The sequence below is a fragment of the Parageobacillus thermantarcticus genome (assembly GCF_900111865.1).
In the GTDB taxonomy this organism is placed as follows: domain Bacteria; phylum Bacillota; class Bacilli; order Bacillales; family Anoxybacillaceae; genus Parageobacillus; species Parageobacillus thermantarcticus.
This window is the reverse complement of sequence record NZ_FOJS01000011.1, coordinates 1-24,568: the sequence shown is the minus strand read 5'-3', so window position 1 is coordinate 24,568 and position 24,568 is coordinate 1. Positions and strand designations below refer to the sequence as shown.

Sequence of the window (24,568 nt, the reverse complement as noted above, 5' to 3'; positions counted from 1 at the left end):
GTAACAAAATTTGTGTCACACAGGAGGAAACGACGTAAATGGAAAGTAAAATCGAAGTGCTTGCTACCGTAAAAATTCAACATTCTGATGATTTATACAAAATCGTCGATTGCCTGAACCGGACGTTGAAACGAGACAACCTTATGTTCGGGCTCGCTTTAGATGAAAAGGATAAAAAGCAGGCGATTTTTACGATTTATCGTACGTAAAGATGTGATGGAAATGAAAAAGTGGCTCGTTTTCATACTCATTTTTTTATGTCTTGGAGTTTGGCAGGCGATCTCCGTTTATCAAGATGCTTTGCAGCCAAAACAGTCATTGGCGGAAAAGGCGTTAGCGCGCGCGAAAGAAAAAATTGCTTTCACGCGTATTGACCGCACTTATACATATTATGGAGACCGCACTTATACCGTTTTTATCGGCGAGAATAAGCATGGGAAAAAATATATCGCTTGGGTTCCAGAAAAGAAAGGAAAAATCGTTATCAAACGAGCGGAAAGCGGCATTACGGAAACGGAAGCGATCGCGAAATTAAAAGCGGAGCGCCATCCAAAGAAATTGATTTCCGCCAAGCTTGGCATGGAAAAGGGCGTACCTCTTTGGGAGTTAACATACATTGATCAACATGACCGCTATTCGTTTTATTACGTAAGCTTTACTGACGGAACATTTCTAAAGAGGTACAGTTTTCAACAATGACATAATTAGGGGGAAGAAACGATGAAACTTGCGAAACGAGTTGCTTCACTCACACCATCCGCCACGCTAGCGATCACGGCAAAAGCAAAAGAGTTAAAAGCAGCAGGTTATGATGTGATTGGATTGGGAGCAGGTGAACCGGATTTTAACACGCCGCAGCATATTATTGACGCGGCTGTCAAAGCGATGAATGAAGGGCATACGAAATATACGCCGTCGGGAGGCCTGCCGGCTCTAAAAGCGGAAATTATTAAGAAATTTGAAAAAGACCAGCAGCTTCATTACGAGCCGTCGGAAATCATCGTTTGTGTCGGGGCAAAACACGCGCTATATACGTTATTTCAAGTAATTTTAGACGAAGGGGATGAAGTGATCATCCCAACTCCATATTGGGTCAGCTATCCGGAGCAAGTCAAGCTTGCCGGCGGCGTTCCTGTTTATGTCAAAGGTTTAGAGGAAAACGAGTTTAAAATCACGCCGGAGCAGCTAAAAGCGGCGATTACGGAGCGGACAAAAGCGGTGATCATCAACTCGCCAAGCAATCCGACGGGAATGATTTATACGGAAGAGGAGTTAAAAGCGCTTGGTGAAGTTTGCTTAGAGCATGACATTTTGATCGTTTCTGATGAAATTTATGAAAAATTGGTGTACGGAAACGCCAAACACGTATCGATCGCGCAATTGTCACCGGAGTTAAAAGCGCAAACGATCGTCATTAATGGCTTGTCCAAATCGCATTCGATGACGGGATGGCGGATTGGCTATGCGGCCGGAAACAAAGAAATTATTAAGGCGATGACTGATCTTGCCAGCCACAGCACCTCGAACCCGACATCGATCGCGCAATATGCGGCGATTGCTGCATACAGCGGTTCGCAAGAGCCAGTGGAAGAAATGCGCAAAGCGTTTGAAGAACGGTTGAACATTATTTATGAAAAGCTTGTGCAAATTCCAGGATTTACTTGCGTGAAGCCGCAAGGAGCGTTTTATTTGTTCCCGAATGTGCGTGAAGCGGCGAAAATAGCCGGCTATGATACGGTGGACGAATTCGTTAAAGCACTGTTGGAAGAAGCGAACGTTGCGCTTGTGCCGGGATCCGGATTCGGCGCTCCGGACAACGTCCGCTTGTCCTATGCCACTTCACTTGACGTGTTGGAAAAAGCGATTGAACGCATCAAACAATTTATGGAAAACAAACTGCAGCATGCGTAAACAAAAGCGGCTTTGCTTTGGCAAAGCCGCTTTTTTGTTGCCTCTCTTTTTGGCGAAATGTATAATATTGTAGGATGTACTACATTGTGTTCGAACAGATGTTGGAGGGAAAACGTACGTGAAAACGACGATTGCAGAAGTAAAAAATTACGTAGGACAAGAAGTAACGATCGGCGCTTGGCTTGCTAACAAGCGTTCGAGTGGAAAAATCGCCTTTTTGCAATTACGTGACGGAACAGGCTTTATTCAAGGTGTTGTCGAAAAATCGAAAGTGACGGAAGATGTTTTTCAAATCGCTAAATCGATCTCGCAAGAAACGTCGCTATACGTAACGGGAACGGTGCGCGTCGATGAACGTTCTCCGTTCGGATATGAACTTTCTGTGACAAACTTGGAAATTATTCATGAAGCGGTCGACTATCCAATTACGCCGAAAGAACACGGAGTCGAATTTTTAATGGATCACCGCCACCTTTGGTTGCGGTCGCGTCGCCAGCATGCGATTATGAAAATTCGCAATGAAGTGATTCGCGCGACGTATGAATTTTTCAACGATCGCGGCTTTGTGAAAATCGATCCGCCGATTTTGACAGGCAGCGCGCCGGAAGGGACGACCGAATTATTTCATACGAAATATTTTGATGAGGACGCTTATTTATCGCAAAGCGGGCAGTTATATATGGAAGCGGCGGCGATGGCGCTCGGTAAAGTATTTTCCTTTGGTCCGACGTTCCGTGCCGAAAAATCAAAAACGCGCCGCCATTTAATTGAATTTTGGATGATTGAGCCGGAAATGGCGTTTTATGAATTCGAAGATAATTTAAAGCTTCAGGAAGAATACGTTTCGCACATCGTCCAATCGGTGTTGAAAAATTGCCAGTTGGAGTTAAAAACGTTAGGGCGCGATACGACGAAGCTCGAACTTGTGAAGCCGCCATTTCCGCGCATTACATACGATGAGGCAATTCAGCTTTTGCATGATAAAGGGTTGAACGACATCCAATGGGGTGACGATTTTGGTGCTCCACACGAAACAGCGATTGCCGAAAGTTTTGACAAACCTGTTTTTATTACGCATTATCCGGCAACGCTGAAGCCGTTTTATATGCAGCCGGACCCGAATCGTCCAGATGTTGTGCTGTGCGCCGACTTGATTGCTCCGGAAGGCTACGGCGAAATTATTGGCGGTTCGGAGCGGATTCATGATTATGAATTGTTGAAAAAACGGTTGGAAGAGCATCATTTGCCGCTGGATGCGTATAAATGGTATTTAGAATTGCGACAATACGGCTCTGTGCCGCACTCTGGGTTCGGGCTTGGGCTGGAGCGTACCGTTGCTTGGATTTGCGGCGTCGACCACGTTCGCGAAACGATTCCGTTCCCGCGTTTGCTCAACCGTCTTTATCCGTAAGAAATCCCCCCGGAAAAAAGGGGGGATTTTTTATCCGGTTATGTTATACTATAGTTGAGGTGTATCCGTATGGATAAAAAGAAATTGGCCGAATGGCTGTCGCAAGGAAGCATTGCGATTCCGAAGCTATTATTGTATCATTATAAACATCTCGGTTTGTCGGAAGTAGAATTCGTGCTATTATTGCATTTGCACTCTTTTATTGAAGAAGGAATTTTATTCCCTACTCCGGCTGAGTTGGCCGAAAAAATGACGATCACTCCTTCCGAGTGTATGGAGACGCTTCGGAAATTGTTGCAAAAAGGATTTATTTCGATTGAAGAGAACGTTGACGAGCAAGAAATTCGTAGCGAAAAATATTCGCTGCAGCCGCTCTGGGAAAAGCTTGTCCATTATTTATACGCCGAGTTGTTAAAAGAGGAAAAACGAGAGCGGCAAGAAGAAGAGCAAAGCTTGTATACGGTGTTTGAACAAGAATTTGGCCGACCGCTGTCTCCGTTGGAATGTGAAACATTATCGATGTGGATCGATCAAGACGGCCATAGCCCAATCCTCATTAAAGCGGCGCTTCGTGAAGCGGTGTTGTCGGGAAAATTGAATTTCCGCTATATTGATCGCATTTTATTTGAGTGGAAAAAGAACGGAATCCGCACGATCGAGCAGGCGCAAAATTATGGAAGAAGATTTCGCAAATATCAGCAGTCTTCCAAGTCAACACCGCCTGAGCAAAGTGAATATAAACAAACGATTCCATTTTTTAACTGGCTGGAGTCATAAGCGAGAGGCGTTGTCTCTCGTTTTTCTTTGTGAACAGAAAGGAGAAGGTGAATGCTTACGAAACAACAAATTCGCTATTGTTTAGATAAAATGGGGGAAATGTTTCCGGATGCGCATTGCGAACTAGTGCATCGCAATCCGTTTGAATTATTAATCGCTGTCGTCCTATCCGCGCAATGTACAGATGCGCTAGTCAATAAAGTAACGAAACATTTATTTGAAAAATATAAAACGCCGGAAGACTATGTGACTGTCCCGCTTGAAGAGTTGCAACAAGATATTCGTTCGATCGGCCTTTATCGCAATAAAGCAAAAAATATTCAAAAGTTATGTGCGATGCTAATAGAAAAATATGATGGACAAGTGCCACAAGATCGCGATGAGCTGATGAAATTGCCCGGAGTCGGGCGGAAAACGGCGAACGTCGTCGTTTCTGTCGCCTTTGGCATACCGGCGATCGCCGTCGATACGCATGTCGAGCGCGTCAGCAAGCGCCTCGGTTTTTGCCGGTGGAATGATTCCGTATTGGAAGTCGAAAAAACGTTGATGAAAAAAATTCCGAAAGAAGAATGGTCGATTACACATCACCGCATGATCTTTTTCGGCCGCTATCATTGCAAAGCGCAGTCTCCGCAATGTCACGTTTGTCCGCTTCTTGATTTATGTCGGGAAGGAAAAAAACGGATGAACAAAAGGGGTAAGTCCTAGCATTTGTGCAAGCGACGTTGTTTTCCAGTGGTCCGAATCGCTTGCTCGTAGTGGAATTTTGCGCAATCATTTGCGCTTGACAAGCGAAAGGAGGGCGAGTGATGCGCGTGACAAATGAGTTTGCCCATCCGTTGTTCTTTCGCGAAGAGGAAGTTATCGACATAAAGGATGAACAGCCCTTTCCGCATATGATGAAACACGTTTATTTTTATTATGATATGATCGAACGCGAACCGTTTCCTTGGAATGATATCGAGCGGTCCATTCCCGCGGTGCTGCAGTTGTGGAGCGAGGAAAAAGAGCAGTTGGAAAGCTGTTTTGCTAGACGTGACCGTCGTTCCGCTCGTGCGCCAATGATTCGCGCGCTTTCTTATTTGCTTTCGTGTTTATTTTGGCTGAACGGAAAGAGAGTGACGAATGTGCGTCATTGGCAAGAAGAAATTGGTGCATTGCCGCTGAAACCGGTAAATTGTTTAGAACGGCTTCAGTTCGTTTTTGATCGTTGCGATGTGTATCATTCGTTTATTCAGTTGTGTGAATTGTTTGCGGAAACAGCAAAATTGGCATACAAACAAATGGCAATAAACAAAAGGATGTCTCGGTAAGCGAGACATCCTTTTGTTGTTTAATTTTCATTTTCTTTTTTGATGAGATCGGAGCGTTGCTGAACGTTTGTGCCAATGGAGCTATTGCGTTGCGCATTACTATTGTTTCCCCCGTTATTATGTGGGGTATTCCCATTGTTTCCTCCGCCATTATTATTTTGCGGCGGAGGAGTTGTCGGGTTGGTAGATGGCGGCGTTGGCGAAGTCGTACCGCCGGAATTGCCACCACCGTTATTACCATTATTGCCATTGTTGCCACGATTATCGTCGTTTCCGTTATTCCCATTGTTTCCGTTATTGCCATTGTTGTTGTCATTTGCTCCATTGCCGTTTTCATTCGGTTGTTGTCCGTTGTCTGTGTCTTGGTTTGGTTGATCAGGTGGAGTCGTTTGGCCTTGATTTTCATCTCCTTGCATATTTTCGCCTTCTCCTGGCACTCGCACGCTCGTCAACGCTGGCTTGCTTTGGTTTTCTCCTTCTTTCGCGTAAACGGCAAATGTGTAAACAGCGCCTGGCGTTGGATTATTAACGACGATCGATTGTTCTCTCGTTGTTATGACGTCTTGTTCGCCTTTATCATTTTTTATCCGAATTTCAAAGATAGTATCGCCGTTTGCGTTGCTATAGTTCCATGAAACGACGATGGAGTTCGTTGCTTGGTTGTACGCTGCTTGCAAGTTCGTTACCGATGGCATTGTTTCCGGTTCGTCGTCTTTCGCCACTTCTGTCGGTTCTGTTCCTCTGATGAAACATTCATATGTGACTTCGCTTTCTGGCGTATATTTGCTTGCCAGTTTTGGCGGATTAGAACCTTTTTTAATCGGCAGTTTTACAACGCTTTTTGGCATTTTAAAATCGCTGCCACCATCATCGACATGAGAAATGACTCGTTTAAACAAAAGGCGTGAAATCTTCTGCTCATATTTTGATAAATCAGCGGTGCTGCTGCGTTTGCTAAATCCGGTCCAAACCGCTGCTGTATAGTTTGGCGTGTAGCCGACAAACCAGCTGTCCGGTACGGCCCGTTCCGATAGACCGTATTTTCTTGCGATTTCGCTAGGATAGTTTGTCGTTCCCGTTTTGCCGGCGATATGGAGCCCCGGAACGTTCGCAAGCGTGCCCGTTCCGTATTGGACAACCGATTTTAACATATCAGTGATCATGTACGCTGTATAATCTTTCATCACTTTTTTCGGTTTCGGTTTTAAGTTCATCTCTGTGCCGTCCGGAAAGACGATTTTCGTGACGGCGTGCGGCTTAATATATACCCCATTATTGCCAAAAGCGCTGTAGGCTCCGGCCATTTGCAATGGAGAAACGCGATTTTCCAAGCCGCCGATCGCGTACGCCTCGTGCACTTCATCAAATCCCATGCCGAGCCTGTTTGCAAATTCTTTTGCCCGCTCTTTTCCAACGGCTTGAAACGCTTTTAACGCTGGAATGTTGCGGGATTGTGCTAACGCGTAGCGCATCGTAATCGGGCCTAAGTATCTTCGGTCGGCATTTCGAATCGGTTTGCCGTTAGAGTACGAATACGGTTCATCAACAATTTGATGGGCAGTCGACCATTTTAAATATTCGATCGCCGGACCGTAATCCAAAATCGGCTTAATGGACGATCCAGGCTGACCGACTGGCTGAATTGCATAGTTGAACCCAAACGTTACGTTTTCGCGGTGGCGTCCGCCGCCAAGCGCGCGAATTTCGCCTGTTTTTGTGTCAATGAGCGCGATCGCCGACTGCAAATCTTTTTTATTGGTAAACAACGTATCGGAATTTAATAAATCTTCCACGTATTTTTGCGCATCTTGGTCTAGTGTTGTGTAAATTTTTAATCCGTCTTCAAAGACGTTTACGTTCGCTTGGTCAGTTACTTCTTTTACGACTTCATCGATAAACGAGTCGTACGGAATCGAGTTATCTTGTTTTTTCCGTTCAACAAGCATTGATTTGATCGGCATTTGTTTGGCTTTTTCCGCTTCCTCTTTTGTAATAAAGCCATGTTTTGCCATCAGCGACAACACAACATCCCGTCGCTTTTTCGCAGCGTCCGGATGGTCATACGGGTTATAGTTGTTTGGGCTTTGCGGCATTCCCGCGAGCAGCGCTGCTTCAGGAAGCGTTAAGTCTTTTAAATTTGTTTTACCAAAGTAATATTCTGCCGCTCTCGCAACACCGTAAATACCGTCTGAATAATAAATTTTATTGAAGTACATTTCTAAAATTTCCTGTTTTGAATACTTTTGCTCCAAACGAAGCGCAAGCCATAATTCTTGCGCTTTCCGTTTTAACGTTTTTTCTGGCGAAAGGAAAGTGAGTTTAACCACTTGTTGTGTGATCGTGCTTCCGCCTTCTGAACCAAACCCTTCCTTTACGTTAGCGACAACGGCGCCGGCAAGCCGGATAAAATCCACGCCGTGGTGCTCGTAAAAGCGGGCGTCTTCTGTCGCCAAAACGGCGTCTTCCAATACTTTTGGAATATCTTTATAGGAAATATACGTCCGTTTATGACCGCCGAGTTCCGCGATTTTATGGCCGTTCATGTCATAAACAGTGGATGATAATGGATCTTTAATTTTTGCCTCATCAAGCGGCGGTGTATCTTTGATAAAATAAGCAAATGTCGCAATTCCGCCTACCATTCCTATGATCATAAACAGCAAAACAGCAGTAGCTAATTTTTTAAAAAGCGATGTGTTTTTTCGCTTTTTCGCTTTCTTTTGCTTTGTCCGCTTTGCTGCTTGTTTTCGTTCTACGCGAGAACGATATTCACCAGACATAAACAAATCCTGCCTTTCTTATGGATTTGCAATCCGTTAATGAGAAAAGTAGATCTTTTCTACTACACTAATATAATCAATTCTCGGTTGATAGCCAAGTGCAATATAGTGACCGTGACGTTCGATTTCCTGTTTCGGAATGGATTTTCTCCCTCCCGATTGTTGTCGTTCCCAAAATGTAATTAAATGACGAGCATCAAGAAGATAAACTTCGTTCAATGTCGTAAAGCGCAAAATGACGAAGCAAATTCCCCCGTGCTGCAATACTTGCTTCATATGATGAATTTGGTGTTCATGAAAATTTTTCAACGGAAACGATGTTTTATTTTTCGTTTCTTTCGCTTCAAAGTCAATATATTTGCCGCGATATACCCCGTTATAATCAGTTGTCGACGCTTGTTTAAAATAAGCTTCTTTAATGACGGCAGCGCTTCGTTTCGGATAGTCGACGCGGACGATTTGCACCGGCGTCGGCTTTTTATGAATGACGGCAATTCCGTGTTCGCGGTAATATTCATTCGTTGCGTTCAAATCTTCTTCTAGCGTCATTCCACGATTTCCGTAATTTGGCTGAAATGGACGCACCGGTTCGCTCATCCGCCTTGTTTCGTACGTTTTGCCGCCGGGATATTTGAATGCCATCCTCTTCATCTCCTTTGAATGCTTTTTATTATACCACAGGAAATCGAGAAACGGGTGCAATAAGAATCAAATGATCTATCACATATACATGATTACGCAGGTTATTTTTTTTCTTGACCGTATTTTCCATATGTCGAAAACGTTCGAAGCAATAGCTGCCGGCACTTTCTTTGCCGAAATGGTTCTAGTTTTGTCATATTGGAAGGGTGTCAAAGGTTTGCCGCGAATTGATTATCATCATGATAAAAGATGGGGGGAGAATGACAGTGGATCAGCGGTGGGTCAAAAAAGAGAAAGTGGAAAAACAACTATACGAAATTGTCCAACTAATCCAGCAAGTACATGAAAAAATGGAAAAAGTCATTGAGGATGCCATTGAGGAGCGTTATGTACAAAATAAAATGCAGTTGGAAAGGGTAGAGCGGCAATTTGATCATGTCGAACAGCAATTACGGGATGTTGTCGAAGAAGCGGAACCGTCGCTTTCATTTGCTTCAAAGCTTTTCTTTGTGTAGTAAGTTTTTCCCTTCAACGTAATGGTGTGGTATAGTAAAAAAGAACGTTTGGAGGGAAATCGCCATGGAGAAGCAGCTAAAAGCATTGACAGAAAAGTTATTGGACTATAATAAGCAATTCGCATATATTTCGCAGCAAGCGCAACAGCGGCAAAAGGAACCGGATTTTTTTGCAGAGGTAAAGCCGTTTGCCGATCAAGTAAAACGAGTTGTAGACGAATGGAAACAGATGGCGCTTCTTTGGGTGAAAAAAGCGCGACCGAAGCATATTTACGAGATGCAAATTGAAACTGCCGCGGACAATATCGAAAAAGTTTCGGTCGAAGCGTTTTATCCATCTGTTCCGACGCGGCGCATTAAGCAATTTTGCCGGTCGATTGAATACACGCTGTTGCTTGTGCAAGAGCGTTTAGAAGAAAGTGGAAAACGATGGTGAAAGAAAAAGCTGTCTTCGTTGTGGAAGACAGCTTTCGTTCTTTGTTCACGCCTTAAGCAAGGTTAGTTGTTATTGCAACTAAACGTTCCGCATGGCTTCTGTGCCATGCTTCTTATGGACAAATCGTGTCTTTTCCACCAACCAGTTGCTTTTAGCGAGGTATACGGAAAAAAGAAAGCGCTTTCTATTTATCTATTTATTAACTGACATATTCGTTTTTATGATCTGGTTTATAAGCGCCGGCAAGCTCCAGTTCACGGGCAAGATCACGGTACTGTGCGATCGTGATCTCTCCGCGTAAATACATGTGCCGCGCAAAATCAAGGAGTTCATTCACATCAGTCGGTTCATAGTTTTTTACAGCGATAAACTTGTTTTTTAATTCCGCCATGTTCATCCTTCATTCCCCCTTCCCCTTTTTATATATAGTACCATGAAATATGGGAATTATGTGAATTCGGAAAATTAAAACTTCCGACAATTCATGACATGTTCCGTCTCACCATCCTACGCTTTAACACATATACTAATGGCAGCTTAGAATTGGGGGAGTAGATGCATGATGTATCGGTATCCACGTCCTTTTTCCACACCGTTTTCTGCTTACGCGCCATACCATCACGTCTGGCATCCATACCAATACGCTCCGCCGTTTCCTAGCCACTGGTCTGCCGAGCAACAAAAACATACCGCAATGTCTCCGTACCCGACGCCATATCCAAAACCCGGCCCTTTGTCAACACAGCCGGCTCCTGGCATTCAGTCGCTGATGGCGCAGTTTAAAACACAGGACGGTACGTATGACATTAATAAAATGATGAACACAATGGGACAAATGATTAATACCGTTAATCAAGTGAACGGAATGATCAAAGGACTAATCAGCACATTTAAAAAATAGGCAACCTCCTCCACAAACGAGTGGAGGAGGCTTGTTTTTTAAATGAGCAGCTCATACACTTCATTTAATTGATACACCCGCTCCAAATCGCGCTCATCCATCGCGTAGCGAATCTCACGCGGCAAAATGCGGTCTAAAAAAGCTGCTTCTTTTTGCGACAGGTCGCGGACGAATTCTCCTTCGCTTTGATACGGTTTGTTGAGCAGTTTTTGATAAATGCGGCGCGGCGTGTCATCATGGTATTCTATATAATTTGATAAAATTTCCCGTAAATAAGCGAGCGTCTTCTCCATTATGGTTCCTCTCCTTGAAAAAACGTTGTGAATGTTTTGCTTACGGTCTCTTTTCTTTGCGCGTATGGGTTTTCTTCGGTAATTTGCTTCGGATCGAATTTTGTTTTTATGACCAACATCGGCTCGTCCGCCGGCTCATTAATGAGTCGATCTGTTAATGAATCAAAGTCAGGCAATGGCTTTTTCATTATCTGCCACCTCCTATAAGTAGAGTGAGTCAATTTTGACAAAAGTATGTATTGTACACGGAATGATTAATCAAACAAGAAACGGCATAAGCTAAAACGGGATGGGAGGTGAACGGTCGTGACAAACCGCAATGATCACCGCGAACGAAAAAACAAATATCCGAGCGATCGTGAAGAAATAGGAAAAGAATGGGATATTCAAAAAGACTCGACTCCAGAAATCAATAATAAATATGGAAGTAAATCGCATAAAAATTCGTAACATAACATATAAAAGGGCTGCCCATTGTTTTGGACATGCCCTTTTTCTTATTCAATATCGATATATTTTCGTTTTTGCGGCAGACGAATGACGAGTTTACCGTTTTGCCATGACGCTTTCACTTCTTTTTCACTAACACGGTACGGCAATGGAATCGTTCGGACAATATGCTGGCGCACTCGACGGTGTTGATACAAATGATGTTGTTCATCTTCTGCTTCAATCGTTTCATTATTTTGAATGACTAGCTGCAGATGATCATCGGCAAATTGCAACAGAATTTGGTTTCGCTTTACATCAGGAAGATGGACGATGATTGCAAATTCGTCTTTCGTTTCGCGAATATCGACTGGGATATAGGCGTGGGAGAACGTTTGCTGGAAGTATTCATCTAGCGTTTCCATCATGTTTTTCAACGGCCGTTCATCAAAAAATTGGTCGACCATCTCCCATAAATGTTGGAGCGGGTGATGATTCCCATCATTTTTCATCGGCGGCTGAGAATGATCGCTCATTTTCTATCGTCCTCCTTTTGCGTTTCATTGCTTAATTCCAATGTATGTACAGCGATAAAAAAAGTCACTCTTAATTTTTTAAGGAATTTTAATGTGTTTTTAACGTTTATCGCGTATGATGGCATTACAAAAAAAGATCGCGTCTATGTTGCTCGCGGCACGATCGCAAGAAACCGCCGGCAAACAAAAGGAGGAGGCGCAATGCATATTTTTCATTGGTTAGTTACGTTGTTTTTTTCTGGCACAGCTGTATCGCTCCTTTCTTATCAAGCGTTTGAAATCGTTCAAGCGTTTATCGATTTTTTAGTCGACCGTCATTCGTAAGTACAAAATAAAACAAGGAGTGTATCATTGCTAATCGCATGAGGCGGTTGGCTTTTCTTTTTTGATATGATAAAAGTAAAACGAAACGGGAATAAAGCGAGGGAGAAAGATGAATCATCGCATTTTAATCATTGAAGATGAAGCGAATTTGGCGCGATTTATTGAGCTTGATTTGACCCATGAAGGATATGAGGTGCATGTAAGCCATGATGGCAGGGAAGGGCTTGAATTGGCGCTGTCGGAAGAATGGGGGCTTATTTTATTGGATGTCATGCTTCCAAGCCTTAATGGGATGGAAGTATGCCGCCGCATCCGTGCGGTAAAACAGACTCCGATCATTATGATTACGGCGAGAGACAGCGTGTTTGACCGCGTGATGGGCTTGGATAACGGCGCGGATGACTATATTGTCAAACCGTTTGCGATCGAAGAGTTGCTTGCGCGGATTCGCGCGCTATTTCGCCGCGTCCATGCTTCTACGGAAGAACGTTTGCTGACATTTAAAGATTTAACGGTCGACTTGAACGCTCGCACGGTAAAAAAAGGCGATCAATTCATCGAATTAACAAAACGGGAATACGATTTGTTAGTGACGTTTTTGCAAAATAAGAATATCGTCTTAACGCGCGACACATTGCTAAATAAAGTATGGGGATTTGACGCGGAGGTCGAAACAAACGTCGTTGATGTATATGTCCGCTATTTGCGCCATAAACTTGATGAAACAGATAAAGAGCGTTATATCCAAACGGTGCGGGGCGCTGGATATGTGATGCGGTCATGAAACTTTTTCGGATGGAAAACGTCTCATTAAAATGGAAACTTACGTTTTTTTCTGCCATTGCCATTTTTATTACTTATTTTATTTTCACGTTTTTGCAATATCACGTTGTAAAACAATGGCTGCTGAACGAAGAAGAGAAGGCGATGAAAAAAACGGTAGAGGAAATTGAAACTTATTATGCGGAAAAACGTAATTTATCATGGAAGGATATTCGCCAAAGCAAACAGCTGCTAGAAAAATTAAATGAAAAATATCAAATGATTCGGGTGCTTGACGACAAAGGAAACGTCGTTGTTTCTGTTTCCAACGGCGCGTCCGTCTCTTTGTCGCCAAGCGACGCTCCAAAAGAGACGCAGATGGATTATCATTTCGTAAACGATGAACGTTTCATTATTTTGCGAGAACCTTTACATACTTCGACGGTAAACGGAACGATCGAAATCGCCCGCCGCCTTGCGAAATTCCAACAAATGACCAATACGCTGTTTATTATCATGACGGTGATCGGGATCGCGGCAATGATTGCGAGCGCTTTTGCCGGCAGGCTCGTTGCCCAAAGTTTTGTCGGGCGTCTAAAAGCGTTGACGGAAACAATGATGGATATTAAAAATAAAGGAATGCAAAAGCGGATCGACGTTCCGCCTTCCAATGACGAAATGTCGGAACTAATGATGATGTTCAATGAAATGATGGATGAGATCGAACGTTCGTTTGTACAGCAGAAACAATTTGTGGAAGATGCCTCCCATGAACTGCGAACGCCGATCGCTATTTTAGAAGGCCATCTTTCTCTATTGGAACGGTGGGGAAAACATAATCCCGACATTTTGGAAGAGTCGTTGAAAGCGGCAACGCAAGAGGTGGCGCGTTTAAAAAAATTAGTGCTTGAGCTGTTGGATTTATCACGCGCGGAAGCGATCACGGTTCCGAATGATATCGTGCCGATTGACCCGACACAAACAATTGAACAAGTGGCGAAAAATTTCCATGTTCTTTATCCTGATTTCCAATTTGTCGTTCACAATTTGTCGAATCGAGCGGCGCGGATTCGAATGGCAAAATATCATTTAGAACAATTGCTGTTGATTTTGCTGGATAATGCGGTAAAATATTCGCAACAAGCGAAACAAGTGACAATCTCTGTAAAAGAAGAAGAACGGTTTGTTACAATTGCGGTAAGGGACTTTGGAATTGGCATACCGCGAGACGAATTGGAAAAAGTGTTTTTGCGGTTTTACCGCGTGGATAAAGCGCGAAGCCGTGAAAAAGGCGGCGTCGGTCTTGGATTAGCGATCGCGAAAGAAATTATCGATAAATACGACGGACAAATTACGATTGACAGCGAAGTCGGCAAAGGAACAACTGTCGAGTTGTCAATCCCGAAAGCAAAATAAAGAAAGGTGAGATGAATGGAACATCTTCACGAAGGTACAGTGATTCGGAAAAAAAATATCGAGCATGTTGTGGAAAAGTTTCGCAAACGCGGAGTGAAAATTGCGACTTGCAAGCCGCGGACAATGATGTCATTGTCTTGCTTAGAAGAAATTGAAGCAGAAAGAAATAGATAAGATAAAAAGGGGAGAAACAATGGATATTCATTGTCAGAAAATCATCCCTGCGATGAAGACGATGAAAGATTTTGAGAAATTTTTAAATAGCCGTTATATGTGTGGAGTGTTATTGGAAATACATATTTCGCAGCTGAAAAGCGTGTTTCATTATGCCCGCCAACATGGAAAAAAACTAATCGTCCATGCGGATTTAATTCAAGGGTTAAGCCATGATGAGCATGGGGCGGAATATTTATGCCAGGAATTTCATCCGCATGGGCTGATTTCCACAAGGGGAAATGTTATCATAAAGGCAAAGCAAAAAAAGGTGCTTGCGATTCAGCGCGTTTTTTTGCTTGATTCGCACGCGCTCGAAAAAAGCTATCAACTGATTGAAAAAACGGAACCTGATTGCATCGAAGTGATCCCTGGCGCGATGCCCCATATGATTCGGGAAGTGAAAGAACGGACAGGCAAACCGATTTATGCCGGCGGCCTTATTCGCACCATCGATGACGTTGAGCGCGCGCTCGAAGCGGGCGCGGTCGCAGTGACCACTTCCAATAAAGACTTATGGAAACACTACGAAGAGCGCTAAGGAAAATACAAAAGAACGCTCATGAAAAACTTTTCGCTGCATTTCACTAGCCAGACAGACTGTTTTTCGTTATAATAAAAATAAGTTAATAATCAGTCAGGAGATCTTAGGAGAGACCATGCATGCATGATAAGCAGAAGCTTATCGTGTTTGCGGTGGTCTCTTTTTGTTTTTTAACAATAAAGGGGGAATTTTTCATGACATCGACATTGTTCTCAAGTAAACAACGCCGCCAACGTTTAGAAGAAATGAGCAAAGAGCATTACGATATATTAGTGGTAGGAGGCGGTATTACCGGTTGCGGCATTGCGTTAGACGCAGTTTCGCGCGGCATGAAAACGGCGCTTGTGGAAATGCAAGATTTTGCAGCAGGTACTTCGAGCCGCTCGACGAAGCTCGTACACGGCGGGCTTCGCTATTTGAAGCAATTCGAAGTAAAAATGGTTGCCGAAGTCGGCAGAGAGCGGGCGATTGTGTACGAAAACGGTCCGCATGTGACGACGCCGGAGTGGATGCTTTTGCCGATTCATAAAGGAGGAACGTTTGGCAAGTGGAGCACATCGATCGGCTTATGGATATATGACCATTTAGCCGGGGTGAAAAAAAGCGAACGCCGCACGATGTTAAACGCCAAACAAACATTGCAGAAAGAACCGTTGATTAAACAGGAGGGGCTTCGGGGAGGTGGCTATTACGTCGAATACCGCACCGACGATGCCCGCTTGACGATGGAAGTGATCAAAAAAGCGGTCGAATTGGGAGCTAATGCCGTCAACTATGCAAAAGTGGAACAATTTCTTTACGATGAAAACAGCAAGGTGATCGGCGCCCGCTGCCGCGATCAAATAAGCGGCCAAACGTATGAAATCCGCGCGAAAAAAGTGATTAACGCCGCTGGTCCGTGGGTCGACACGCTGCGGGAAAAAGACCGTTCGAAAACGGGAAAACGATTGCAGCTGACAAAAGGGGTTCATATCGTCATCGACCAAAAACGGTTCCCGTTAAAGCAAGCGATTTATTTTGATACACCGGACGGCCGCATGGTATTTGCGATCCCACGCGATGGGAAAACATACGTTGGAACGACGGATACGTTTTACAATAAAGATATTGCCAATCCAAAAATGACAAAAGAAGACCGCGATTATTTATTGCGCGCGATTCGCTATATGTTCCCATCCGTGAACATCACCGCCGATGATATTGAATCAAGCTGGGCAGGCGTCCGGCCGCTCATCTATGAAGAAGGAAAAGATCCGTCGGAAATTTCCCGTAAGGATGAAATTTGGCAATCGCCGACAGGATTAATTACGATCGCCGGCGGAAAGCTGACCGGTTACCGGAAAATGGCGGAAACGGTTGTCGACTTAGTGGCAAAACTGTTGGAAAAAGAGGAAGGAAAAACATTCCGTCCATGCCAGACGAAACATTTGCCGATCTCCGGCGGGGATGTCGGCGGCTCGCAGCAGTTGCCAGCCTTTATCGCGAAAAAAGCCGAAGAAGCGGCGCGCTTTGGATTTACGAAAGAAGAAGGAGAACGGCTCGCGAAAATATACGGCACTAATGTCGATCAATTATTTGAATTAAGCAAGCAATATGATCATTCATGCGGCCTTTCCCGCGAACAGTTTGTCCGCCTTGTATACGCCATTGACTACGAAATGGCGGCAAAGCCGATCGATTATTTCATCCGCCGTACCGGCGCACTATTATTTGATATCGCCTCTGTGCGCCGCTGGAAAGACCGCGTCATTGCTTTTATGGCCGATTATTTGCAATGGACGGAAGAACAAACGGCAGATTATACAGAAGAGTTGGAGAAAGCGTTGCATCAAGCGGTTGTTCCGAGTGAACATGATTAATATTGTGTGACAGGAAACACTAATCAGTAACAAACGCCCTTACGTTTGGAGCGCTTCGTCGGTGGCTCCAAAGTAAGGGCGTTTTGTTTGCGATTTTGCGCCTTTTCGCTTTATAACAGCAAGATCATTACTATGTAGATAAAATTTTAGTAAAAAATATCGCATGTGTGTATACTTAGACATCGTCTTCCAATGAGTGGAGCCTTTCTAAGATGCGCCGTTTTCGATATAACATCTTTCCGGTTTCCGCAATATCTTCTATAAACATTTTATTATATACTGATCCAAAAATCATTCCGACGATCGGAACGGATTGGAGCAGCTTTTTCCACCCGTATTGGTCGCGAAATGTCATCATGACTTCACGCCAGCCTTGAAGCTGGGAAAAGACTTGCTGGTGATGGTTGGAAAACGATGTGAGCTGATCAAGAATCGCCTTTTTGCCGACAATATCGGAGGAGGCAAATTGCAAACATTTCACAATAAAAATTCGCTCTTTTTTCTCCTTCGGATTGTAACCGTAGACGATGGCGATTTCCTGCAGCGTTTTTAACGCAAGGCCGAGGAGAGCAGGAATATCGATCGCCAGCGTCAACGCGCCGCCGACGCCCGTTGTTGCCCCTTGAAGCTGGGCAAACGTCACGCGCGCGTCGATCAATTCATCACAAACGCGGTCCATGGTCGCAAGCGGCAGCTGCGCCGCTTGTTCTAACGACGGGACGCCCAGCTTCTCCAATATTTTTTCTTCTTTCACTAAATATTGCCCGCCGCTTTGGATATAGCTGCCAAGCTCATCCAACAGCTGTCCCAGTTTTTTATGTACAATGCTTGGCGTAAGCTTATCGAGCACTTTAAACGGCAAGCGCCCAAGTTTTTCCCAAAACCATAAATCTTTTTGCTCTTGTTCCCAGCGGCGGATTGTTTGCAGTTCTTGTTCCAACATTTGTTTTGTTTCCATTGGCTACCCTCCTTATATATAAAATGATGGAATAAGATACTTATTATACGTTTTCAAAAAAGAAAATGTTTCTTTTTCATTGATCTATAATAAAATTTTTACTAAAATATTTACTTAAGATATATTTAGGTTAGGAGGCATCTTCATGATCACCAATTTAATAAAAACGTTTATTGAATTATTTGGAGACAGCAACGAAGAAATTTGTACTTTCTTCGCCCCCGGTCGCGTCAATTTAATTGGTGAACATACCGACTATAACGGCGGGCATGTGCTGCCGTGTGCGTTAGAAATCGGCACATATGCGCTCGTGCGCAAAACAGCCAATCCGTTTATCCGCTTTTACTCAAAAAACTTTCCCGAAACCGGGATCATTACGGTGTCTTATGATGATTTATCCTACCAAGAACAACATGGGTGGGCGAACTATCCGAAAGGGATTATCGCCGCGTTTCAGCAGCTTTGCCCGATCGAGACGGGACTTGATATTTTGTATTACGGGACGATCCCGAACGGCGCCGGATTATCGTCGTCCGCTTCCATTGAGCTAGTAACGGCGGTCATGCTCAATGAACTATTCGCGCAGCATATCGATATGCTTGAACTTGTGAAAATGAGTCAAAAAGTAGAAAATGAATATGTTGGCGTCAATTGTGGCATTATGGACCAGTTTGCCGTCGGAATGGGAAAACGAAACCATGCAATGCTACTAAACTGCCAAACGTTAGAGTACCGCTATTTACCCGTTTCGATGAACGATTGTTCGATTGTCATCGCCAACACAAACAAAAAGCGCGGCTTGGCCGATTCGGCGTATAACGAACGGCGGGCGGCATGCGAGGCAGCGTTGGCGAAATTGCAGAAACATATAAACATTGCCTCACTCGGTGATTTGACAAGCGAGCAGCTGGAAGAGTATAAGCACCTTCTTTCTCCGCTTGAACAAAAGCGCGCCCGTCATGCTGTGACGGAAAACGAGCGGACGTTAGAAGCGGCGGCCGCGTTGGAAAAGGGAGATTTAGCCCGTTTTGGCGAGCTGATGAAACAGTCGCATATTTCGCTGCGCGATGACTATGAAGTGACAGGGACGGAACTAGATACGCTTGTTGAGGCGGCGTGGAAGCATGAGGGAACGATCGGCGCCCGTATGACTGGCGCCGGTTTTGGCGGATGTACGGTGAACATTGTCAAAGATGAGTCCATTCCTTCTTTTATTGAACAAGTAGGGAAAGAATACGCGGGGAAAATTGGATATGAAGCTAGTTTTTATGTCGTGAAAATCGGTGACGGAGCGAGAGAAATAGCAGAAGCAAAGGAGATGAGCGTATGATTCTTGTCTGCGGCGGCGCAGGCTATATCGGCAGCCATGCGGTATATCGTTTAGTTGAAAAAGGAGAAAAGGTCGTTGTCGTCGATAATTTGCAAACAGGGCATCGCGAGGCTGTTCATCCGGATGCGATCTTCTATCAAGGTGATATTCGCGACCGTGCGTTTTTGCGCGACGTATTTCGCAAGCATGAGATCGATACGGTGATTCATTTCGCCGCCAACTCCCTTGTCGGCGAAAGCATGCAAGAGCCGCTTAAATATTACGATAACAACGTGTACGGTACGCAAGTATTGCTGGAAATCATGAACGAGTCCGGTGTCAAGCAAATTGTGTTTTCCTCGACGGCGGCAGTGTATGGAGAGCCGAAGCAAATTCCGATTGTAGAGACAGATCCGACGATGCCGACGAATACGTACGGAGAAACGAAACTGGCGATGGAAAAAATGATGAAATGGGTCGATCGTGCTTACGGAATCCGCTATATTTCGCTGCGTTATTTTAACGTCGCCGGCGCTTACGGCACGTTGATTGGCGAAGATCATGATCCGGAAACACATCTTATTCCATTAATTTTAAAAGTGCCGCTTGGCCAACGTGAAGCGATTCATATTTTTGGCGATGATTACGATACCCATGACGGCACCTGCATTCGCGACTATATTCACGTGCTTGATCTCGTTGACGCCCATATTCTGGCGGTGGAAAAGCTGCGGAGCGGTGCGGAAAGCAACGTGTACAATTTAGGAAACGGCAACGGCTTTACCGTTAAAGAAGTGATCGAAGCGGCGCGGAAAGTGACCGGCCATCCGATCCCGGCGCGCGTCATGGCGCGGCGTCCGGGCGATCCGGCGAAGCTCGTCGCATCCGCGGAAAAAGCAAAACGCGAGCTTGGCTGGGAACCAAAATACACATCGATTATCGATATTGTTGCTTCGGCATGGGAATGGCATCAGGCGAAACCATACGGATATCGGGGTGCGTGACGGTGGCGGACATTTTGGCGGCAGTAGAACAGCTGATCCAATACGGGATAAAAAGCGGCCTGCTTTCACGCGAAGATATTGTTTACGCGCGCAATCGACTGCTGGCGGCGTTGCGGTTAGAGGAATGGCAGCCGGTGGAGGTAAAGGACACATCCTTTACCTCTCCTTCTCCGATCTTAGAGACGATTTTAGATTGGGCGTATGAACGCGGTCTTTTGCAAACGAATACAACGACGGAGCGGGATATATGGGACGCCAAGCTGATGAACTGTTTAATGCCGCGCCCATCCGAAGTGATCCGTGAATTTTATGTCAAATATCATAAAGAACCGAAACTGGCAACCGACTGGTTTTATTCCTTAAGCAAAGCGTCCAACTATATTCAAACAGCGCGGATTGCGAAAAATAAACAATGGAAAGTAAAAACGGCGTACGGGGAACTCGACATTACCATCAATTTATCGAAACCGGAGAAAGACCCAAAAGAAATCGCGAAATTAAAAGATACGCCGACATCTTCGTACCCGCGGTGCTTGCTATGCAAAGAGAATGAAGGATACGAAGGGACGTGGCGCCATCCGGCGCGCTCGAATCACCGCATCATTCCGATTACGTTATTGGATGAGACGTGGTATTTTCAATACTCTCCATATGTGTATTACAATGAGCATTGCATCGTGTTTCACGCGGAACATGTGCCGATGAAAATGGAACGGAAAACGTTCGCGCGCTTGCTTGATTTTATCGAAAAGTTTCCGCACTATTTTATCGGTTCCAACGCTGATTTGCCGATTGTCGGTGGTTCGATTTTAGCGCACGATCATTTTCAAGGCGGAAACTATACGTTTGCGATGGAAAAAGCGGAAATTGAAGAATACGTTTCTTTTCCTTCATTTCCGTCATTGACGGCAGGAATTGTGCGCTGGCCGATGTCGGTGATCCGCCTCTGTGGCAAAAAAGAAGAAGTGCTTGAAGCTGCGAATGGCATTTACGAAACGTGGCGGACGTATAGCGATCCGAGCGTTGGCATCTATGCCAACAGCGGCGATGTTCCGCATAATACGGTCACTCCTATCGCAAGGCGCCGCGGCGATTTGTTTGAAATGGATATCGTGCTGCGTAACAACCGAACATCTAAAGAACATCCGTACGGCATTTTCCATCCTCATGAAGAGTTGCACCATATTAAAAAAGAAAATATCGGCTTAATTGAAGTCATGGGGCTCGCCGTGCTTCCGGGAAGGCTTGCTGGCGAATTAGATGCATTGGCAACGTATCTTGTCCAAAATACAAAAAAAGCCGAGTGGGACGAAACGCTTTTAAAACATTGGGATTGGTACGAGCAAATCCGTGCCACTTACTCGAATATTACGGAAGAAAATGTATTGGACATTTTGCGTCATGAAGTAGGACAGCGCTTTATTACTGTCCTAGAACATGCCGGCGTGTTTAAACGCACTGAGAAAGGAAAACAGGCATTTCATACCTTTTTGCGGAAAGTGCAGGAAAAGTTGTCATGATTCGGGAAGGAACGTTCAAAGGATTAAAAAGCATCATTTTAGAAAACAATGACATAAAAGCGACGTTTTTCCCGGAATACAGCAGTAAACTCGCTTCGTTCATCGATAATGAAAGGAAGGGATCTATCTGAACCAATGGCGACATTAAAAGAAATCGCGGAAAAAGTGGGAGTATCGGTGGCGACGGTGTCACGCGTGCTTAATTATGACACCACTTTGTCAGTATCGGATGAAACGAGAAAACGCATTTTCGAAGTAGCCCAGCAGCTAAACTATAAAACACTGCGGGAACGCAACCAACAAGCGAAAGAACGATTTCGCTTCGGTCTCATTCATTGGTATTCGGAGCGGCAAGAACTTGATGATCCGTATTACATGGCGATTCGTTTAGGCGTAGAAAAAGAATGTTTTGAACGGCAGATCGAGTTGGTAAAGCTGTTTAAACAAAACGGTTCCTATCCAGAGGAACGGATGGAACATTTGGATGGAATCATTGCGGTAGGAAAATTTGGACCAAAAGAGGTAAGTGCGTTTGCGGCAAGTACTGAGCATATCGTGTTTGTTGATTGTTCGCCGGATGAGCAAAAATTTGACTCCGTTGTCATTGATTTAAGAAAATCAACGATTATGGTGTTAGATCACCTTCTTCAACTCGGTCATCAAAAAATCGGCTATATTGGCGGGCGTGAATATGTGGACGGACAAACACCTCTTCATGATGAGCGCGAAACAACGTTTTACGAATATTTGTATTTGAAAGGAATATATGATTCACGATATGTATGGACAGGCAGCTTTACCGCCGAAGATGGCTATCGATTAATGAAACGAGCAATTTCTGCAAAAGATCTTCCGACTGCGTTTTTCATTGCTAGCGATTCGATGGCGATCGGGGCGCTGCGCGCGCTTCATGAAGCGCAAATTCCAGTTCCTAATCGTGTATCGATCGTCGGATTTAATGATCTTCCGACCGCAAAATTTATCCACCCGCCATTAACAACAGTAAAAGTGTATACAGAGTTTATGGGAGAGACGGCGGTAGAATTGTTAGTAGAGAGATTGACGACGAAACGAACCATTTGCAAAAAAGTGGTTGTGCCAACCAAACTTGTTGTTCGCGAAAGCAGTCAAGTTTGTGCAAAAGGGAGCTGAATGCAACAGCTCCCTTTATTAGTTTAATGAAATTCGATATCGACACGCTTTTTCAGGCCGGATGTTGTTTTTGGAATATGAATATCGAGCACACCATTTTTATATGTTGCTTTAATGTTGTCTGTAGCTGCATCAGATGGCAACGTAATAGAACGTTGAAAACGGCCGAAAAAGCGTTCTTGGCGGTGCATTTGTTCTTGTTTCACGCTTTGGTGGCGCTGAATAGTTCCGCTAATGGTTAAAATATTGTTGTGTACGTCGATATGCACGTCTTCTTTTTTCTCTAGACCCGGAAGATCGCAGGAAACAACATATTCGTTTTCTGTTTCGTGCATATCCATGCGCGGCATTCCGATGTGATCTTCCATATGGGAAAAGAAAGATGGAAAATCCGTTGCGAAAAATCGGTTAAGATCTCTACGCATTGTTTCGAAATGGCGAAATGGATCGTAAGGAATTAAAGACATATAAGTAGCGCCTCCTTTGATGTGATTTATTTACCATCATATAGTTTGGATTGGATGACGCCGTTTTATACAAAGGCTGTTCTATAAAGAATAGGGTCCCCAATATGGAAGCCCTTTGACGTATCGAACTAGTGGAACGGTGTTCTCATTTATCTTAAACGAATGGATCTTACTATAAAAGAGCTTATCGAGCCGTTACTGGACGATTTTGAATTTCGATTATGCTCACCTCCTGTTTTTTCATAATAAACACCCATGAGTAAATTTTACTCTCCACTCAAACGTGAAAATGGCCCTAACCACTCATGGATCGTTATTTCACAGAAAAGTATGGATTATCACCATTATAAATAATCTTTCCACTTATTTGAATTAAATAAAAATTTTTTAATAATTAGCATGAATAGGAATAAACGACTGTCCATCAGTTATGTTGGCATTGCAGATTATTCTTTTATTTGTTCCATCACGTTTACGTGAATGTGAATTAACGATAATTTTTCTTGTTCAGATAGATCGGAATTCATGATTCTGTTGATGGCGTAATAAAACTTTGTTTCAGGTAATTGGCGTGCACGAGGATGCGTCATTTCATCACGTAGTTCTTTTTCAATCGTTTCATAAAGAAGTGATTGACTTTCTTGTTCATTCAGCTTTTTTTTGGTTAAAGAGCGATTCGTCCATAAGTGGCGGTACGCTTCTAATAATGTAGAAAATGAACATTCCATTGCATATACTCCCTTCTTTAAATTATGTCGTTTGTAAAGAGTAATTCGATGGTTATTATATAAAAAATACAGAAGCAATTGGAAAAAATATTATATTGACAAAATAGAAATAAGTTTGTAATATGTAAATCGTCTTTTCAAACAGTATCATTTTGTAATTGCTCAAATAATCAAATAAAAAGTATTGACAACGTATGATGAATTGAATAAAATTAGTAATTGCTCGAAGGAACAAAACTATTAAAAGTATTGACAATGTTGGATGTTTAGTTATAATATGTTTTCAGATAAATGGATGGTTTAATGTTCCTTGAAAACTGAACAAAACGAAGCGTCCACATAGAAAAGTGGAGGCGACTGATTAGCCC

The 24,568-nt window shown here is 43.9% G+C and carries 31 protein-coding genes; 22 read left to right on the top strand and 9 right to left on the bottom strand.

Annotation, left to right across the window (positions count from 1 at the left end):
• Positions 1-38: 38 nt before the first annotated feature.
• From BM278_RS07755 to BM278_RS07725, 7 genes are all read left to right on the top strand, one after another.
• Positions 39-209: a YpmA family protein gene (locus BM278_RS07755; RefSeq protein ID WP_064550254.1), complete on the top strand. Its 171-nt coding sequence runs from the start codon at positions 39-41 to the stop codon at positions 207-209.
• A 7-nt stretch (positions 210-216) separates the two neighbouring features.
• The gene (locus BM278_RS07750) at positions 217-699 is read left to right on the top strand and encodes a cell wall elongation regulator TseB-like domain-containing protein (protein WP_208601769.1); all 483 of its coding nucleotides are present in this window, start codon (positions 217-219) and stop codon (positions 697-699) included.
• Positions 700-720: 21 nt separating this feature from the next.
• Positions 721-1,911: a pyridoxal phosphate-dependent aminotransferase gene (locus tag BM278_RS07745; RefSeq protein WP_090948783.1), complete on the top strand. Its 1,191-nt coding sequence runs from the start codon at positions 721-723 to the stop codon at positions 1,909-1,911.
• 118 nt (positions 1,912-2,029) lie between these two features.
• Positions 2,030-3,322, top strand: a complete 1,293-nt coding sequence (gene asnS / locus BM278_RS07740; RefSeq protein WP_090948782.1) for an asparagine--tRNA ligase — start codon at positions 2,030-2,032, stop codon at positions 3,320-3,322.
• A 69-nt stretch (positions 3,323-3,391) separates the two neighbouring features.
• Complete coding sequence (locus tag BM278_RS07735) at positions 3,392-4,099, top strand: DnaD domain-containing protein (protein WP_090948781.1); 708 nt, start codon at positions 3,392-3,394, stop codon at positions 4,097-4,099.
• Positions 4,100-4,150: 51 nt separating this feature from the next.
• A complete protein-coding gene (gene nth / locus BM278_RS07730) occupies positions 4,151-4,807 on the top strand; it encodes an endonuclease III (RefSeq protein WP_090948780.1) in 657 nt (218 codons plus the stop codon).
• 101 nt (positions 4,808-4,908) lie between these two features.
• On the top strand, positions 4,909-5,412 hold the full coding sequence (locus tag BM278_RS07725) for a YpoC family protein (RefSeq protein WP_090948779.1): 504 nt from the start codon (positions 4,909-4,911) through the stop codon (positions 5,410-5,412).
• A gap of 20 nt (positions 5,413-5,432) precedes the next feature.
• Here BM278_RS07725 and BM278_RS07720 read toward each other — a convergent pair whose 3' ends face one another.
• Complete coding sequence (locus tag BM278_RS07720; RefSeq protein WP_090948778.1) at positions 5,433-8,192, bottom strand: PBP1A family penicillin-binding protein; 2,760 nt, start codon at positions 8,190-8,192, stop codon at positions 5,433-5,435.
• 36 nt (positions 8,193-8,228) lie between these two features.
• Positions 8,229-8,834 (bottom strand): Holliday junction resolvase RecU, encoded by a 606-nt coding sequence (recU, locus tag BM278_RS07715; protein ID WP_090948777.1) that lies wholly within the window; start codon positions 8,832-8,834, stop codon positions 8,229-8,231.
• A gap of 266 nt (positions 8,835-9,100) precedes the next feature.
• Between recU and BM278_RS07710 the strand changes: the two genes are divergently transcribed.
• Complete coding sequence (locus tag BM278_RS07710) at positions 9,101-9,349, top strand: hypothetical protein (RefSeq protein WP_090948776.1); 249 nt, start codon at positions 9,101-9,103, stop codon at positions 9,347-9,349.
• Between the two features lie 64 nt (positions 9,350-9,413).
• Positions 9,414-9,785, top strand: a complete 372-nt coding sequence (locus tag BM278_RS07705) for a YppE family protein (protein WP_090948775.1) — start codon at positions 9,414-9,416, stop codon at positions 9,783-9,785.
• A gap of 199 nt (positions 9,786-9,984) precedes the next feature.
• Here BM278_RS07705 and BM278_RS07700 read toward each other — a convergent pair whose 3' ends face one another.
• Complete coding sequence (locus tag BM278_RS07700) at positions 9,985-10,182, bottom strand: YppF family protein (RefSeq protein WP_090948774.1); 198 nt, start codon at positions 10,180-10,182, stop codon at positions 9,985-9,987.
• A 165-nt stretch (positions 10,183-10,347) separates the two neighbouring features.
• On the opposite strand from BM278_RS07700, the gene BM278_RS07695 reads away from it, so the two are divergent.
• Positions 10,348-10,686 (top strand): YppG family protein, encoded by a 339-nt coding sequence (locus tag BM278_RS07695; RefSeq protein WP_090948839.1) that lies wholly within the window; start codon positions 10,348-10,350, stop codon positions 10,684-10,686.
• Positions 10,687-10,724: 38 nt separating this feature from the next.
• On the opposite strand, the gene BM278_RS07690 is transcribed toward BM278_RS07695, so the two are convergent.
• On the bottom strand, positions 10,725-10,979 hold the full coding sequence (locus BM278_RS07690) for a sigma-G-dependent sporulation-specific acid-soluble spore protein CsgA (protein WP_090948773.1): 255 nt from the start codon (positions 10,977-10,979) through the stop codon (positions 10,725-10,727).
• Entirely contained in the window at positions 10,979-11,167 is a 189-nt protein-coding gene (locus BM278_RS07685) for a hypothetical protein (RefSeq protein WP_090948772.1), read from the bottom strand. The genes BM278_RS07690 and BM278_RS07685 overlap by 1 nt, the downstream gene beginning before the upstream one ends.
• Positions 11,168-11,285: 118 nt before the next feature.
• Here BM278_RS07685 and BM278_RS18725 point away from each other — a divergent pair, with 118 nt between their 5' ends.
• The gene (locus BM278_RS18725) at positions 11,286-11,429 is read left to right on the top strand and encodes a hypothetical protein (RefSeq protein ID WP_167359599.1); all 144 of its coding nucleotides are present in this window, start codon (positions 11,286-11,288) and stop codon (positions 11,427-11,429) included.
• Between the two features lie 47 nt (positions 11,430-11,476).
• Here the strand turns inward: BM278_RS18725 and BM278_RS07680 are convergent, their stop codons facing one another.
• Entirely contained in the window at positions 11,477-11,944 is a 468-nt protein-coding gene (locus BM278_RS07680; RefSeq protein WP_090948771.1) for an Hsp20/alpha crystallin family protein, read from the bottom strand.
• A gap of 93 nt (positions 11,945-12,037) precedes the next feature.
• Here BM278_RS07680 and BM278_RS07675 point away from each other — a divergent pair, with 93 nt between their 5' ends.
• From BM278_RS07675 to BM278_RS07655, 6 genes are all read left to right on the top strand, one after another.
• Positions 12,038-12,268 carry a hypothetical protein gene (locus BM278_RS07675; protein WP_090948770.1) on the top strand — a complete coding sequence of 77 codons (231 nt, stop codon included), beginning with the start codon at positions 12,038-12,040 and terminating at the stop codon, positions 12,266-12,268.
• Between the two features lie 109 nt (positions 12,269-12,377).
• Positions 12,378-13,052: a response regulator transcription factor gene (locus BM278_RS07670; protein WP_090948769.1), complete on the top strand. Its 675-nt coding sequence runs from the start codon at positions 12,378-12,380 to the stop codon at positions 13,050-13,052.
• The gene (locus BM278_RS07665) at positions 13,049-14,446 is read left to right on the top strand and encodes a HAMP domain-containing sensor histidine kinase (protein WP_090948768.1); all 1,398 of its coding nucleotides are present in this window, start codon (positions 13,049-13,051) and stop codon (positions 14,444-14,446) included. Before BM278_RS07670 ends, BM278_RS07665 begins: the two co-directional genes overlap by 4 nt.
• A 15-nt stretch (positions 14,447-14,461) precedes the next feature.
• Positions 14,462-14,620 carry a hypothetical protein gene (locus tag BM278_RS18720; protein ID WP_167359598.1) on the top strand — a complete coding sequence of 53 codons (159 nt, stop codon included), beginning with the start codon at positions 14,462-14,464 and terminating at the stop codon, positions 14,618-14,620.
• A 19-nt stretch (positions 14,621-14,639) separates the two neighbouring features.
• Positions 14,640-15,200, top strand: a complete 561-nt coding sequence (locus tag BM278_RS07660) for a glycerol-3-phosphate responsive antiterminator (RefSeq protein ID WP_090948767.1) — start codon at positions 14,640-14,642, stop codon at positions 15,198-15,200.
• 197 nt (positions 15,201-15,397) lie between these two features.
• On the top strand, positions 15,398-17,062 hold the full coding sequence (locus tag BM278_RS07655) for a glycerol-3-phosphate dehydrogenase/oxidase (RefSeq protein WP_090948838.1): 1,665 nt from the start codon (positions 15,398-15,400) through the stop codon (positions 17,060-17,062).
• A gap of 175 nt (positions 17,063-17,237) precedes the next feature.
• Here BM278_RS07655 and BM278_RS07650 read toward each other — a convergent pair whose 3' ends face one another.
• Positions 17,238-18,020: an EcsC family protein gene (locus BM278_RS07650; RefSeq protein ID WP_090948766.1), complete on the bottom strand. Its 783-nt coding sequence runs from the start codon at positions 18,018-18,020 to the stop codon at positions 17,238-17,240.
• 145 nt (positions 18,021-18,165) lie between these two features.
• Between BM278_RS07650 and BM278_RS07645 the strand changes: the two genes are divergently transcribed.
• From BM278_RS07645 to BM278_RS07630, 5 genes are read left to right on the top strand one after another with little or no spacing between them, the layout of a single operon-like run.
• On the top strand, positions 18,166-19,350 hold the full coding sequence (locus tag BM278_RS07645; protein WP_090948765.1) for a galactokinase: 1,185 nt from the start codon (positions 18,166-18,168) through the stop codon (positions 19,348-19,350).
• The gene (galE, locus tag BM278_RS07640) at positions 19,347-20,333 is read left to right on the top strand and encodes a UDP-glucose 4-epimerase GalE (RefSeq protein WP_090948764.1); all 987 of its coding nucleotides are present in this window, start codon (positions 19,347-19,349) and stop codon (positions 20,331-20,333) included. Before BM278_RS07645 ends, galE begins: the two co-directional genes overlap by 4 nt.
• A 2-nt stretch (positions 20,334-20,335) precedes the next feature.
• Positions 20,336-21,853: a UDP-glucose--hexose-1-phosphate uridylyltransferase gene (gene galT, locus BM278_RS07635; RefSeq protein ID WP_090948763.1), complete on the top strand. Its 1,518-nt coding sequence runs from the start codon at positions 20,336-20,338 to the stop codon at positions 21,851-21,853.
• Positions 21,850-21,984 carry a hypothetical protein gene (locus tag BM278_RS19465; protein ID WP_279625755.1) on the top strand — a complete coding sequence of 45 codons (135 nt, stop codon included), beginning with the start codon at positions 21,850-21,852 and terminating at the stop codon, positions 21,982-21,984. Before galT ends, BM278_RS19465 begins: the two co-directional genes overlap by 4 nt.
• A 4-nt stretch (positions 21,985-21,988) precedes the next feature.
• Positions 21,989-23,005 (top strand): LacI family DNA-binding transcriptional regulator, encoded by a 1,017-nt coding sequence (locus tag BM278_RS07630; protein ID WP_090948762.1) that lies wholly within the window; start codon positions 21,989-21,991, stop codon positions 23,003-23,005.
• 23 nt (positions 23,006-23,028) lie between these two features.
• On the opposite strand, the gene BM278_RS07625 is transcribed toward BM278_RS07630, so the two are convergent.
• Complete coding sequence (locus BM278_RS07625) at positions 23,029-23,472, bottom strand: Hsp20/alpha crystallin family protein (RefSeq protein WP_090948761.1); 444 nt, start codon at positions 23,470-23,472, stop codon at positions 23,029-23,031.
• 446 nt (positions 23,473-23,918) lie between these two features.
• Entirely contained in the window at positions 23,919-24,200 is a 282-nt protein-coding gene (locus BM278_RS07620) for a hypothetical protein (protein ID WP_090948760.1), read from the bottom strand.
• Positions 24,201-24,568 lie beyond the last annotated feature (368 nt).